General features: G+C 69.7%; 9 protein-coding genes. 3 read left to right on the top strand and 6 right to left on the bottom strand.

The window, feature by feature from the left end:
• Positions 1 to 7 precede the first annotated feature (7 nt).
• On the top strand, positions 8 to 3,049 hold the full coding sequence (locus tag ABZT18_RS09005; protein ID WP_355250866.1) for an FtsX-like permease family protein: 3,042 nt from the start codon (positions 8 to 10) through the stop codon (positions 3,047 to 3,049).
• On the top strand, positions 3,046 to 3,981 hold the full coding sequence (locus ABZT18_RS09000) for an ATP-binding cassette domain-containing protein (protein WP_354994030.1): 936 nt from the start codon (positions 3,046 to 3,048) through the stop codon (positions 3,979 to 3,981). Before ABZT18_RS09005 ends, ABZT18_RS09000 begins: the two co-directional genes overlap by 4 nt.
• Positions 3,982 to 4,146: 165 nt before the next feature.
• Here ABZT18_RS09000 and ABZT18_RS08995 read toward each other — a convergent pair whose 3' ends face one another.
• Both ABZT18_RS08995 and ABZT18_RS08990 read right to left on the bottom strand, forming a co-directional pair.
• Complete coding sequence (locus tag ABZT18_RS08995; protein ID WP_354994031.1) at positions 4,147 to 5,133, bottom strand: hypothetical protein; 987 nt, start codon at positions 5,131 to 5,133, stop codon at positions 4,147 to 4,149.
• Positions 5,130 to 6,410: an MFS transporter gene (locus tag ABZT18_RS08990; RefSeq protein WP_355250863.1), complete on the bottom strand. Its 1,281-nt coding sequence runs from the start codon at positions 6,408 to 6,410 to the stop codon at positions 5,130 to 5,132. Before ABZT18_RS08990 ends, ABZT18_RS08995 begins: the two co-directional genes overlap by 4 nt.
• Before the next feature lie 221 nt (positions 6,411 to 6,631).
• On the opposite strand from ABZT18_RS08990, the gene ABZT18_RS08985 reads away from it, so the two are divergent.
• Complete coding sequence (locus ABZT18_RS08985; RefSeq protein ID WP_355250860.1) at positions 6,632 to 8,011, top strand: DNRLRE domain-containing protein; 1,380 nt, start codon at positions 6,632 to 6,634, stop codon at positions 8,009 to 8,011.
• A 63-nt stretch (positions 8,012 to 8,074) separates the two neighbouring features.
• Here the strand turns inward: ABZT18_RS08985 and mmsB are convergent, their stop codons facing one another.
• From mmsB to ABZT18_RS08965, 4 genes are all read right to left on the bottom strand, one after another.
• Positions 8,075 to 9,325, bottom strand: coding sequence for a multiple monosaccharide ABC transporter permease (gene mmsB / locus ABZT18_RS08980; protein WP_354994034.1), 1,251 nt, complete (start codon positions 9,323 to 9,325; stop codon positions 8,075 to 8,077).
• Positions 9,322 to 10,860, bottom strand: a complete 1,539-nt coding sequence (mmsA, locus tag ABZT18_RS08975; RefSeq protein ID WP_354994035.1) for a multiple monosaccharide ABC transporter ATP-binding protein — start codon at positions 10,858 to 10,860, stop codon at positions 9,322 to 9,324. The genes mmsB and mmsA overlap by 4 nt, the downstream gene beginning before the upstream one ends.
• Before the next feature lie 79 nt (positions 10,861 to 10,939).
• On the bottom strand, positions 10,940 to 12,082 hold the full coding sequence (gene chvE, locus ABZT18_RS08970) for a multiple monosaccharide ABC transporter substrate-binding protein (RefSeq protein ID WP_354997953.1): 1,143 nt from the start codon (positions 12,080 to 12,082) through the stop codon (positions 10,940 to 10,942).
• 309 nt (positions 12,083 to 12,391) lie between these two features.
• Positions 12,392 to 14,059, bottom strand: a complete 1,668-nt coding sequence (locus ABZT18_RS08965; RefSeq protein WP_355250857.1) for an alpha-galactosidase — start codon at positions 14,057 to 14,059, stop codon at positions 12,392 to 12,394.
• Positions 14,060 to 14,154 lie beyond the last annotated feature (95 nt).

Raw genomic sequence — 14,154 nt, 5'->3', positions numbered from 1 at the left:
ACCGGCAATGCTGACCATCATCTGGGCAGCGCTCGCGGCCCGCCGGGCGCAGGCCACGGCCGTGCTCCTGCTCGCATTGCTCGCCAGTGCCGCCGCCGCGGCCGCACCGACTTACGTCGCCGCGGCCGGGCAGGCCCTGGCACGCCATGAACTGTCCACCGCGCAGCCGAACGAACTCCGGGTGCGACTCACCGAGCCGGTCGAATTTCCGGGGATGCCCGGCGATCCCAGCAGGTCGGTGTTCGCCGGCAAGGTCCGGCAGTTGACGCCGGCCGGGTTCGACGTCGTCCTGGGCGCCCAGAGCGGGGGTGTCGCCGCCGGCCGTGTCGGCACGGTGACCTCGAACCTGACCTATCGGGCGGGGGTCTGCGAACGGGTCACCGTGACCGGCGCCTGCCCCCGGGCCACCTCGAGGGGTCAGCTCCCCGAGGTCATGGTCAGCACGCACACCGCGGCGCGGCTCGGTGTCGCCGTCGGGGATCAGTTCACGTTCGGCGCGGTGCCGGTGCGGGTGACCGGCGTCTACCAGCCGCTGGACGTGAAGGATCCGTTCTGGCTTGGCGAGGAGCTCATTCGGCCACCCGCGGCGGACTCGGCCACGACGTCGATCCCGGGTAGCGCCGAGGACGCCATCTTCAGCGCCGAGGCCTCACCCCTCGTCGACGATCAGGTGATCCTGTACCGGTCGACGGCCGATCTCTACGCCACCGAGCAGTTGTTGGACAGCCGATCCGTGCAGGACCTGCAGGCGGCGCTCGCGGTGTTGGAGCGCGACGGGAGTCGTGAAGGCTTCGGGGGCGGCACCAGCCTGCCCGGTCTGTTGGATCGCGTCACGCTGCAACGCGGGCAGCTGGCCGACGGCGTGGTGCTGGGCGCGGGGCTGCTCGTCCTGCTCTGCTGGCTGGTCCTCTTCGTCGCGGTCGGTTCGGCGGCGGACCAGCGGCGACCGGAGCAGGGCCTGCTCCTGCTCCGTGGCGTGCAGCGCCGACGACTGTGGGCGCTGGCGATCGGCGAGCACGCCGTGCCCGTCCTGGTCGCGATTCCCCTCGGCTGCCTGGCCGGTCTGGCCGCTGCCAAACTGCTCGCCGCGCACACCCTCCCGACCCACGCCGACGTCGCGGTGGACGCGACCACGATCGGATTCGCCACCATCGGCGCCGTGGGCGCGTTCGCCGCGGTGCTGCTGGCCCAGGCTCGGATGATGTCCGCGCCGGTCGTCGACCTGCTGCGCCGGGTGCCGGCACGGGTACGAGGGTGGCGGGCGACCATCGGAGACGTCGTCGCGGTTTCCATCGCCGTGGCCGCCGTGGTGCAGTTGCGCTCCGGCGGATCGCCCAGTGGCCTGGCGCTGGTGGCACCGATCGCCGGAGCGCTCGCCGCAGGTGTGTTGCTGGCGCGGGTCGCGATGATCGCCGGTGCCGCGGTGGGTGCGGCGCTGCTCGTGCGCGGCCGGACAGCGGTCGGTCTGGCGCTGGTGCAGGTGGCCCGGCAACCACGGTTCCGGCCCCTGATCGCCCTGCTCACCGTGGTCGTCGCAATGCTCGCCTTCACCGTCGCGACGAGTGAGGTCGCTTCGGCCGCCTATCGCGACCGGGCGGCCGTCGAGGTCGGCGCGCCTCGCGTCGTCGAGGTCGACGCGACGTCCCGTTCACACCTGTTGGCAGCCGTGCGGGCGGTCGATCCCGAGGGCAGATTCGCGATGGCCGCTGTGGTGTCGGGTTCGCCCGCCGCGGCCGGCACACCGCTGTTGGCCGTGGACTCCGACCGGCTGGCGACGGTGGCCGCGTCGCATCCGTCCTACGGCGTGTCCCTGGCGGACATCGCCCGAAAGATCCACCCAGCCGCACCGGGCGCACCGGTGCAGCTGCGGGGTCGACAGCTCATCATGGCGGTCTCCGCCGACTTCGACGCCGAGGTCTTCGCCGGGAATCGGGTCCGCCTCGCCGTCACGATCTCCGGAAGGAACGGCACCCGGGTGGTCCTCCCCCCGCGCGACGACATCCTGCCCGGCCGCAAGGATTACGTCCTCCAGGTGCCCGAGTGCGCGCAGGAATGCCGCCTGGTCAAGATCGAAATCGTCGCTCCCGTGGTGTCCCGGCAACTCAAGGTCCAGTTCGAGGAGCTGCGCACCAGCGAAGCCGAAGGCGAAGGCGAGACGGTCGTGCTGACCGGCGCGCAGCTCGCCGATCCGCGGCGGTGGCGGCTGCTCGATCCGGATGACACGTTTCTCAGCGCCGCGAGCGGGACGAAGGCGGCGCTGGTCCTCGAGATCTCGGAAAACCGCCGGGCAATGCCGGCCGGTGTCGGTGTCGTCGATGCGCCGTTCCCGCTGCCCATCTACCTGACCCGGTCGAAGGGGACAGGGCTCGGCGGGTCTCACCCGTACGACGGTGTCGACGGGACACCGACCAATGGGTCGGTTCGAGGTCTGGCCGACCGCCTGCCGCGGCTCGGTGGATCCGGTCTCATCGTCGACCTGGAGTACGCGGACCGACTCGCCGTCGCCAGTCAGAACGGCAACGAGGAGGTCTGGTTGACGCGGTCGGCTCCCGCAGACGTCCTCGACCGGCTTCGCGCACAGGGTCTGGTCGTGCGGAATGACCGGACGATCGCCCAGGTACGAGACGACTTCGATCGGCAGGGAGCGGCGTTGGCGCTGCGCTTCAACGTGTTTGCCGCGCTGGCCGGGGTGCTGATCGGGGCGGCCGGCATGGTGGCGACGGCCTCCGCCGAGCAGCGCGCCCGGGTGGCCATGCTGGTGGCCCTCCGTCGGCAGGGGTTGCCACCACGCGCCGTGCGTGGCGGTTACGGGTGGCCGGTCGTGTTCGCGGTGGGGTCGGGTGCTCTCGTCACCCTGGTGATCTGGCTCCTCACCCGGGGCGGGCAGCGTCTGTTCAGTGACGGCCGATCACCGGTCCCGTTACCCGACTGGCCGGACGTCGGCCGGCTGCTGTTGTTCGCGGTGCCAGCCGTCATTCTGTTCGCCCTCACGGCGGTCGTGCTCGGTCGGATCGTCGCCGCCTCGGTGCGCCGTCGGAGCGGTCGATGACCGCCGCGCGGCAGGACGCGCCGGTGACCGCCGCAGAGCCGGACGGGGGCGTGGCCGTCACCTGCCACCGGCTGATCCACATCTACCCCACCGCCACCGGTGACGTCGTCGCTCTCTCCGGCGTGGACCTGAACATCGCGGCCGGCGAGATGCTGGCGCTGGTAGGCCCGTCCGGCTCTGGCAAGTCCACGTTGGTGGCGATCCTCGGTGGGCTCATGCAACCCTCCGCCGGGCGGGTCTACGTGGGCGACGACGAGCTGTCCCGACTCTCCTCCAAGGGCCTGGCCGCCCTGCGCGGGGCCACGGTGGGCACTGTGCTCCAGGGCGCCGAGCGCAACCTGCTGCCGTACCTGTCGCTGTCCCGCAATATCTGGTTGGCGCAGCGACCCGCGGCGCGCCTCGCTGGACGCCGGCTCGACCCACCGGAGGCGATCCTCGATCTGGTCGGTCTCGCCGGTGCCGGCGCACGGCGGGTGGGCGATCTGACGCCGGGGCAGCGCCAGCGGGCGGCTCTGGCGCAGGGGCTCGCGGCCGGGCCCGGCCTGCTCCTGGTCGACGAGCCGACCAGTCAGCTCGACGTGGCGGGTCGCGACGAGGTGCTCGCGGCGCTGGCCACCGTCAACGCGGAGCGGGGCACCACGGTGGTCGTGGTGACCCATGACGGCGAGGTCGGTGCCCAGCTGGGCCGAGCGGTCACCATCCGCGACGGCCGGGTCGGCGCCGAGGGGCGTAACGGCCGGGACTTCGCCGTGGCGGCCGGTGACGGCACGATCCAGCTGCCGCCGGAGACGCTGGCCGCCTTCCCTGCCGGGACGCTGTTTGAGGTCTCCCACTCCGACGACACGATCACCCTGCGGGCCACGGACAACCCGTCGCCCTCCCCCGACGGCGCGGCGCCGAGAGGCAGCGGCGATCCCGGCCACGCCGGCTGACCCCGAGACAGGGTGTCACCCGCGGCACCCACGGCAGCCCGTCCACAAAGGATGATTGTGCGACGGCCCAGCCTTGTCATGCGCCATACCCTCGAAGGCGTCGATGAACGGCGATGGCTGCGGCGCGGAGTCCGGCATGACGGAATGCTGTCCGCACCAAGGCGGTCAGGTGAGCGGGGACGGCGATTCGGCGCCGGGGATCACCAACTTCGGCGGACCGGACCCGTCGGCCGGGACGCTCCACACGTCGGGTCTGCCGTCGTCCTGGCGCAGTGTGTAGGCCAGTGTCGCGTCGTCCAGCCAGGCGGCCTGGTCATCGACGCTGGCGGTCTCCGCGGTCGCGGTGACCCGCATGGTCGCCAGGTCGAGGACCGACAGCCGCCAACCCTTCGCCGGGTCGGCGTCGATCGCCTCCTTGAAGGCGATTCGGGTGCCGTCCGGTGACAGCGACGGGCACTCCACGTTCTCCCTCATCGTCTCGACCGTTCGGGCGGCCACGTCGCCCCGGACGAGGTACCGCTTGCCGCCGGTCGACATGGTCGCGTAGAAGTGGTTGTCGTCGGCGGTGAAGGTGACGCCCCAGTAGTTGGCGTCGGGGCTGCGGTAGCTCCGGCCGTCGCGCGTTATCGCGAACTCTTCAAGCGAGTCCACCGTGGCACCGGTGGCGGTGTCGAGGATTCCGGTGCGGGTGGAGAAGCCGCTCGCCGTGTAGGAGTCGCCACCGACGAACGTCGTCCAGGAGACCATCCGGCCGGAGGCCGAGACCCGGGCCCGGTTGGGTAGGCCGGGCACGCTGAGGGTCCGCGTCTGGCGCAGCGCCGCGTCGAGCACGACCACCTGGTAGGTCCAGGGGCTGTCCGGCTTCAGGCAGACGCCGGTCCCGGCTGCGGCGTACACCCGAAGGCATTCCAGACCGGAGACGGTACGCGGTCCCGTGGGGTCGGCGGTGGTGACGCTGGAGACGTACCGGTCGGTGATGGCCAGCAGGCGCGGGCCGGGCGCCAGGGTGACCGCCTGGTCTCCGGCGGCCGCCGGCGGCGGGGTCGGGACGGGCTCGGCGGCGACGGCGGCGTAGCTGGCCGCCACGCTGCCCAGCAGGACCACCGAGGCGGCCACCACACCCAGCTTCGCTCGGGTCGACAGGGCGGTCATGGGGACACCTTCCGGGAGAGCAGACGGGACGGGGATGCCAGCAGAAGCAGCGTGACGACGAGGACGCCGACGACGGCAACGGCCGCCGCCCGGATCGCGTTCTCCGGTCCCCACGCCTGCCAGGCGAGACCGAACAGGACCGACGAGACGAGGTACGCCAACGCCTGCCCGGTCTGGACCAGCGCGATCCCGGTGGTCCGTAGCCGTGGTGGCAGCACCGGGCCGGCGAGCGCGATGAGCACGCCGTCGGTGGCCGCGTAGAACGCGCCGTACAGCGCCAGCGTCAGCGCGAGCGCCGGCCAGCCGTGGACCGGGCCGGACAGCAGCAGGTAGGTCACGCCGAGGGCCAGGTAGCCGCCTACCACCACCGGCAGCCGGCCAACCCGGTCGGCGAGCACACCGAGTGGGGCGGCGAGCAGCAGGTAGGCCAGGCTGGTCCCCACCGCGAGCAGCGGAAACCACCGCAGGCCGAGGTCCTCACGGCGTTGCAGCAGCAGGTAGACGAAGCCGTCGCCGATGGTGGACAGACCGAGCAGCGCCGCGGCCAGCACCAGCCGGCGTGCCCGCCGACTCCGCAGCAGGCCGATTGCCTCTCGAACGGACACCTTCGGCTCGTCCGGGCCCTCCGCCGGACCGCCGGTGGGCCGTTCGCGGACGAAGAGCACGAGCACGACGACGGCGAGGGCGGCGATGCAGAAGCTGGTGACGAAGACCGCGTCGTACGACTGCCCGACGGCCAGCAGGACCGCGAACGCGGCGAGCGGCCCGAGGAACGCGCCGACGCTGTCCATCGCCCGGTGCACCCCGAACGCACGACCCAGCGCCTCGGGTGGCGTGGAGAGCGTGATGAGCGCGTCGCGCGGCGCGCTGCGCACACCCTTGCCGAGCCGGTCGACGGCGATGACGGCGCCGATCGCCGGTATCGACCGGCCGGCGAGCAGCAGGCCGAGCTTCGCGACCGCCGAGAGTGTGTAGCCCACCCCGGCGATCAGCTTGCGCCGCCGAAACCGGTCGGCGGCGAAACCACCGACGATCCGCAGCAGCGCGGTGGCGCCGGTGTGGACGCCGTCGAGCAGGCCGAAGGCCACCGGGCTGAGCTGCAGGCCCAGCACCAGGTAGAGCGGCAGGACGGCGGCCACCATCTCGGCGGAGACGTCGGTGATCAGACTGACCGTGCCGAGCGCGACGACGTTGCCGCTGACCAACGCGATCCGTCGGCGCCGTGGCCCGGATTCGGGCGGGTCGGCGACCGGTCGGGAGACGGTCGACAGGTACACGTGCAGCTCCTCGGATCGACGACTGACGGTCAGCCATCGTCCGTACTCATCGGAGCGGGCACAACGGACCGCGCGTGGCAGCCAGGCGAGGTGCGGGTGAACGTGCTCCCAACACCGAGGTGTTCGTCTGCCGGGATGCGCTGTTCATCCATCCGTCGCCCGCCGGCCCATCGACCTTCCTACATTCCTTGCGCTCTCCCCACGAAGAAGAGGAGTCCTGGATGGACATTCGATCCCCCCGTCCGTCGGTGACGCTGGGGGCGGTCGCGGTGCTCGTCGCCGCCACCGCCACCGTCGTCCTGTCCGGCGCTGACCCGGCGTCGGCAGCGAGCGTGACGTTCACGTCGGTCGCCGACACCTACGTCCAGAGCGACGCGGCCTCCACCAACTACGGCACGTCTCCGCAGATCGTGGTCGACAACTCGCCCGTACGCCGCTCGTTCCTACGCTTCACCGTGAGCGGTGTCAGTGGCACGGTGACCGGTGCCAAGCTGCGAGTGCGCACGATCAGCGGCAACAGCGGCAGCGACACCGGTGGCACGTTCCGCCGGATGTCCAACACGACGTGGTCGGAGACCGGCACCACCTGGAACAACCAGCCGGCCCTCGACGGGGCCAGCCTCGGCACGATCGGCGCGGTCAGCGGCAACACCTGGTACGAGGTCGACGTCACGGCCGCCGTCACCGGCAACGGTACGTACAGCTTCGGTGCGACCTCCGCCAGCGGTGACGGCGCCTACTACGACACACGCGAGAGCGGAGCCGACGCCCCGCAGTTGGTGGTGACCACCGGAACCACGACGCCGCCCCCGTCCGGGGACCCGGTGTTCGTCGGTGCGGGCGACATCGCCGACTCCGGCTCGGGAGACAGCGCCACCGCGACGCTGCTCGACAGCATCCCGGGGACGGTCTTCACCACCGGCGACAACGTCTACGACAGCGGCACCGCCTCGCAGTTCACCAGCTACTACGAGCCCACCTGGGGTCGACACAAGACGCGCACCCGCCCGTCGCCGGGCAACCACGACTACAACACGTCGGGCGCGACCGGTTACTACAACTACTTCGGTACGTCTGCCGGCCCGAGCGGCCGCGGCTACTACTCGTTCGACCTCGGCAACTGGCACATCGTGTCGCTGAACTCGAACATCAGCATGTCGGCCGGCTCGACGCAGGAGCAGTGGCTGCGCACGGACCTGGCCGCCAGCAGCAAGCCGTGCACGCTCGCGTACTGGCACCACCCGCTGTTCACGTCCAGCTCCAACCACGCGCCGTCGACGTCGACGCGTCCGCTGTACCAGGCGCTCTACGACAACAACGCCGACGTCGTGGTGTGGGGACACAACCACGTGTACGAGCGGTTCGGGCCGATGAACCCGGCCGGTGGCGCCGACTCCAGCCGGGGTATGCGCAGCTTCGTCGCCGGGATGGGCGGTGCGGGTCACTACAGCTTCGGCACCATCCAGCCCAACAGCGAGGCGCGCAACAGTTCGGCGTGGGGGGTCCTGAAGTTCACCCTGCACTCCGGCACCTACGACTGGCAGTTCGTGCCGGTGGCGGGGCAGACCTACAGCGACAGCGGCACCGGCAGCTGCCACTGAACGCTGACAAGCGCGTGCCCCTGCTCGCCAGGCGAGCAGGGGCACATGCGTACCGTCGGCAGGTCAGCGGGCTGCGCCGGCGCGGCGCTTGTTGTAGACGTCGAAGGCGACGGCGACGAGCAGCACGAGACCCTTCACCACTGACTGCGTCGACTGGTCGACGCCCATCAGCTGCATGCCGTTGCTCATCACCGCCATGATCAGACCGCCGACCATCGCGCCCACCACGGTGCCCACCCCGCCGGTGACCGCCGCGCCGCCGATGAAGGCCGCGGCGATCGCGTCCAGCTCGAACATGTTGCCGGCGGCGGGCTGGGCGCCGTTCGACCGCGAGGAGTAGATGACGCCGGCCACCGCGGCCAGGAAGCCCATGTTGACGAACATCCAGAAGTTGACGGTGCGGACCTTCACCCCGGACAGCGCCGCCGCCGACAGGTTTCCGCCGATCGCGTAGACCTGTCGACCGAAGACGGTACGCCGGGTGAGCAGGCCGTAGACCAGCACGAGGACCGCCAGGATGATCAGCACGATCGGCAGCCCACGGGCGTGCGCCAACTGCCAGGCGAAGTACATGATGACCGCGCCGACCGCCGTGACCCGCGCGACGAACAGCGGGAACGACTCGACGGGCTGCTGGTACCGGATGCGCGCCACGCGGGTGCGGAAGCCGCTCACCGCGTACCCGGCCACGGCGACGGCACCGATCAGCAAGGTGAAGGCGTCAAAGCCCTGCCCGCCGAGCAGCCCGTTGAGGAAGCCCGCCGCGACCCGTTGGTATTCGGCCGGGAACGGCGACAGCGAGATGTTGTCGAGCACCCGCAGGGTGAGACCCCGGAACAGCAGCATCCCCGCCAGGGTCACGATGAAGGCCGGAATGCCGGCGTAGGCCACCCAGAACCCGTGCCAGGCGCCGACCGCGACGCCAACCGCCAGCGCGGCCAGGACGCCTACCCACCAGGGATAGCCCTGTTGGATCACCAGGACGGCGGAGACCGCCCCGGTCAGCGCGACGACCGATCCGACCGACAGGTCGATGTGGCCGCCGATGATCAGGATGACCATCCCGATCGCGAGCACCAGGATGTACGAGTACTGAAGGACGATGTTGGTGATGTTGCCGGGGCTCAGCAACACCCCGTCGGTCAGGAGCGCGAAGAGCGCGACGATGACGACCAGGGCGACGTAGATCCCGCTCTGCCGCAGGTTGTTCAACAGCAGCGCCCGCAGGTCGCTCGTCCCGCTGTGCAGGGCGGCGGCGGGCGTGCTGTCCGGGGGCGTCGGGCGCTCCGTCGAGGGGGTCTTGATGCTGGTCACGCGACGAGCTCCTTGTCCTTGGTCATCAGCTCCATGAGGCTCTCCTGGGTCGCTTCACCCACCGGCATCTCGCCGGTGATCCGGCCGGCGGCGAGGGTGTAGATGCGGTCGCACATGCCGAGCAGCTCCGGCAACTCGGAGGAGATCACGATCACCGCCTTACCGGCGGCCACCAGCCGGTTGATGATCGTGTAGATCTCGTACTTGGCACCGACGTCGATTCCCCGGGTGGGTTCGTCCAGGATCAGCACATCCGGGTCGGTGAACAGCCACTTCGACAGCACGACCTTCTGCTGGTTGCCGCCGGAGAGCTTGCCGACCACCGCCATGACGCTGGGCGTCCGGATGTTCATCTCCCGCCGGCTCGACTCGGCGACCTTGATCTCCTCGTTGCCGTTCACCCAGCCCAGGCGGGACAACCGGTCCAGGGCGGCGGCGGACACGTTGCGCCGAACGTCGTCGATGAGGTTGAGGCCGTACCGCTTGCGGTCCTCCGTGACGTAGGCGATGCCGTTGTCGATCGCCTCCGCGACGGTGCGCGCGTGCACCTCCCGCCCGCGTACGAAGAGCCGGCCCCGGATGTCGCGCCCGTACGACCGGCCGAACACACTCATCGCCAACTCGGTCCGCCCGGCCCCCATCAGACCCGCGATGCCGACGACCTCGCCGGCGCGTACGGACAGACCGACGCCCTCGACGACCATCCGGTCCTGGACCGGGTGCCGCACCGTCCAGTCCTCGATCCGGAGAACCTCCTCGCCGGGGGACGACTCACGGTCGGGGTAGAAGCTGTCCAGGTCGCGCCCGACCATGCCCCGGATGATCCGCTGCTGGGTCACCTCGTCGGACTTCATGTCGAGGGTCTCCACCGCGCGCCCGTCGCGGATGACGGTGGTCGAGTCGGCGATGGCGGTGATCTCGTTGAGCTTGTGCGAGATCATGATGCAGGTGATGCCCTGGTCCTTGAGTGCCCGCAACAGATCGAGCAGGTGAGCCGAGTCGATGTCGTTGAGCGCGGCGGTCGGCTCGTCCAGGATGAGCAGGCGCACCTTCTTCGACAGCGCCTTGGCGATCTCGACCAGCTGCTGCTTGCCGACGCCGAGCTGGATGACCGGGGTGACGGGGTTCTCGTGCAGCCCGACGGACGCCAGCAGCTGAGCCGCTTCGGCGTTGGCCCGGTTCCAGTCGATGAGACCGCCGCGACTGCGCCGCTCGTTGCCGAGGAAGATGTTCTCCGCGATCGACAGGTACGGCACCAGGGCGAGCTCCTGGTGGATGATGACGATGCCGTTGGCCTCGCTGTCCCGGATGCCCCGGAACTGCATCGGCTTGCCGTCGAAGAGGATCTCGCCGTCGTACGAACCGGACGGGTGGACGCCGGACAGCACCTTCATCAGGGTGGACTTGCCGGCGCCGTTCTCGCCACAGATGGCGTGGATCTCCCCCCGGCGCACCGCGAGGGTGACGTCCTCCAGCGCGGTCACCCCGGGGAAGGTCTTCGTGATGCGGCGCATCTCGAGGATGGTGTCGTCCATTGTCACTGCCCTCTGTCAGGTCGGACGCGTTACGCCATGGCGTCGGGCTCGGCGGGGACCGCCGAGCCCGACGGATGGATTACTTCTTGGCCTGACCGGCGGCGACTTCTTCCGCCGTCCAGTAACCGGAGTCGATCAGCGTTGCCTTGATGTCGTCCTTGTAGACGGTCGCGAACGGCAGCAGGTACGCCGGGACGACCTTAACGCCATTGTCGTACGTCTTCGTGTCGTTGGCCTGCGGCTGCTTCTTCTGCAGGAACGCCTCGGCGGCGTTCACGGCCTGGTCGGCCAGCAGGCGGGTGTCCTTGAAGACCGTGGAGCCCTGCACGCCGTCGTTGATCAGCTTGATCGAAGCGATCTCCGCGTCCTGGCCGGTCACCACCGGGAGCTTCTTCGCGCCGCTGCCGTAGCCGGCGTTCTGCAGTGCGGTGATGATGCCGCGGGAGATGCCGTCGTACGGCGACAGCACGCCGCTGACCACGGCACCATCGTTGTAGGCGGAGGTGAGCAGGTTTTCCATCCGCTTCTGCGCGGTCTCCTGCTGCCACCGCAGGATCGCCACCTGCTCGGGGGTCGTCTGGCGGGACTTGACGGTCAACGTGCCGTCGTCGATGAACGGCTTCAACGTGTCCATCGCGCCGCCGAAGAAGTACTGGGTGTTGTTGTCGTCGAGCGACCCGGCGAAGAGCTCGATGTTCATCGGCCCCTTGGCCGTGCCCTTCGAGCCGTCCTTGTTCAGCAGGCCGAGACCGACGAGCAGCGCGGTGCCCTGGGCGACGCCAACCTTGTAGTTGTCGAAACTGACGTAGAAGTCGACGTTCTTGCTGCCACGGATCAGCCGGTCGTAGGAGATGACCGGGATCTTCGCGTCAGCTGCAGCCTGCAGCTGGCTGTTGAGCGCCGTGCCGTCGATCGCCGCGATGACCAGGACGTCCGCGCCCTGAGTGATCATCTGGTCGACCTGCTGCGACTGGGTGGGGATGTCGTCGCCGGCGTACTGGAGGTCGACCTTGTAGCCCTTCGCCTCCAGCTTCGACTTCACCGCGTTGCCGTCGGCGATCCACCGCTCCGACGTCTGGGTCGGCATCGAGACGCCGATGGTCAGGTCACCGGGCTTGTCGCCGCTGGTGTCACCACCGCTGCCCGCACCCCCGCCACTGCACGCCGCCATGCTCAGCGCCAGCACCGCGCCGCCGAGAGCAACCAGGATTTTCCTGCCCACGGACTTCTCCTCTCCGGACTCCCCCGCCGACTGCCGGGGCCAACTGTCATCTTTCGGGTAGTGTTAGCGCTCACATTGACTGCGTCAACACCTGATCCGAAATACCGGCGTCACGGTCTCGTAACGGAGACGTTGATGCAGCGTAGCCACCTGGCCGCTCCGTCCTGAAGCGGAGGTCGTGGCGACTCAGGGTCGTCGGTGGAAGCCCCACAGGTTGGTGCCCGCGGACGACGATCGTCGTCCGCGGGCACCAACTGCGGCAGGATCAGGTGGGCCGCCGCAACCTGGTCGGTCGGCGGACCCGATCGATCACCGCCGCGACCACCGCTGGTTGGCCGCCGCGGTGCAGGTCCAGAGGAGCACCGTGGTCCCGTTGGCGGTGCCGTTGTTGTTGACGTCGAGACAGAGCCCGGACTGCGCGCCGCTGATCGTGCCGTTGGAGTTGATCGTCCACCGCTGGTTGGCCCCACCGTTGCAGTCCCAGATCTGCACCCGGGCACCGGCCGTGGCGTTCAGGGGTGCGTCCAGGCACTTGCCGAGCGACTGCAGGGTCTGACCGTTGATGGTCCAGCGTTGGTTGGCAGCGCCGTTGCAGTCCCAGATCACCGGCTGGGTGCCGTTGGTGGTGTTGCTCGCCGGAACGTCGAGGCAGCGGCCGGAGGCGGCACTGGCGAACGCGCTCGACGTGGTCGGCGGTGGGGTCGTCGGCGGAGTCGTCGGCGGAGTCGTCCCGCCACCGCTGACCCGGAACACCACCGTGCCGTGCGACGGAACGCTGGCGCTGATGGCCCCGCTGGTGGAGCTGGTGGCACCGGACCACGCGTCGACCAGCGTGAACGAGGTCCCGGACTTGCCGACGGCAGCCGCCGTGGTCGAGATCGTCGTCGTCGACCCACCCTGGTTGAACAGGGCGACGGCGACATCACCGTTGGCGAGCCGCTTGGCGAGCACCCGACGGGTGCCGTCGAACGAGACCTGTGTCCCCTGCAGCCCCAGCGCGTCCTGGTTGATCGCGATCAGGTTCTGGTTCTTGAGGATGGTCTGCGTCGCGGAGTTCATGCTGCGTACGTCGTTGCCGGCGATCAACGGCGAGGCCATGATCGCCCACATGGCGAAGTGGCTGCGCATCTCGGTGTCGGTCATGCCACCCCGGCCGACCTCCATCATGTCCGGGTCGTTGAAGCCACCCGGCCTCGCGTACGGCGCGAGCGGCACGGTCACGTCGATGATGTTCTGGATGCCCATCGGGTAGCCGTTGGTCTGGCCGGTGTTCCACGCGTTGGTGATGTCCTCCGTGGTGCGCCACATGTTGGCCACGTCGCCCCAGTTGCGCTGCGGGCCGGTCTTGGCGTGGATGCTGTTGGAGTTGATGCTGTAGACGATGGGTCGGCCGGTGGCGGCCAGCGCGTCCCGCATCCGGGCGAAGGTGGCCACCTGCTCGTCGATGCTGCCCTCCGGGGAGCACCAGTCGTACTTGAGGAAGTCGACGCCCCAGGCGGCGAACTGGCGCGCGTCCTGCGCCTCATGGCCTCGGCTGCCGGTCGCCCCGGGGTAGGAGCCGAAGTACTGTGCGCAGGTCTTGTCGACCGGCACCTGGTAGAGGCCGAACTTCAGGCCCCGGGCGTGCAGGTAGTCGCCGAGCGCCTTCATCCCGCTGGGGAACCGGCCCGGGTCACCCTGGATGTTGCCGGACGAGTCCCGGTTGGGGTTGAACCAGCAGTCGTCGACCACGACGTACTGGTAGCCCAGGTCCCGCATGCCGTTGCTGACAATCGCGTCCGCTGTCTGCCGGATCAGCGCTTCGTTGATGTTGCACCCGAACGAGTTCCACGAATTCCAACCCATGGGAGGCGTGCGTGCCACCCCGTTGTCCAGTGCCTGCGCCGTTGGGGCGCGAAGGCCGACCAGAGCGCCGGCGAGTAACAGTCCGGCCGCCAGCACGCTCCCCCAGCGACGACCTCGAGTGATGCGGTTCATCGAGCCTCCTTGTCGGTGGCGCCTGCCCGTGACTACGATCTCTGGTCGATGGGGCGATAGTTGGGCGCCAATTACTGTTAGCGCTAACAAAGACG

Origin of the sequence: Micromonospora sp. NPDC005291, from assembly GCF_040607415.1 — a bacterium.
In the GTDB taxonomy this organism is placed as follows: domain Bacteria; phylum Actinomycetota; class Actinomycetes; order Mycobacteriales; family Micromonosporaceae; genus Micromonospora.
This window is presented reverse-complemented; position numbering and strand designations above follow the sequence as displayed.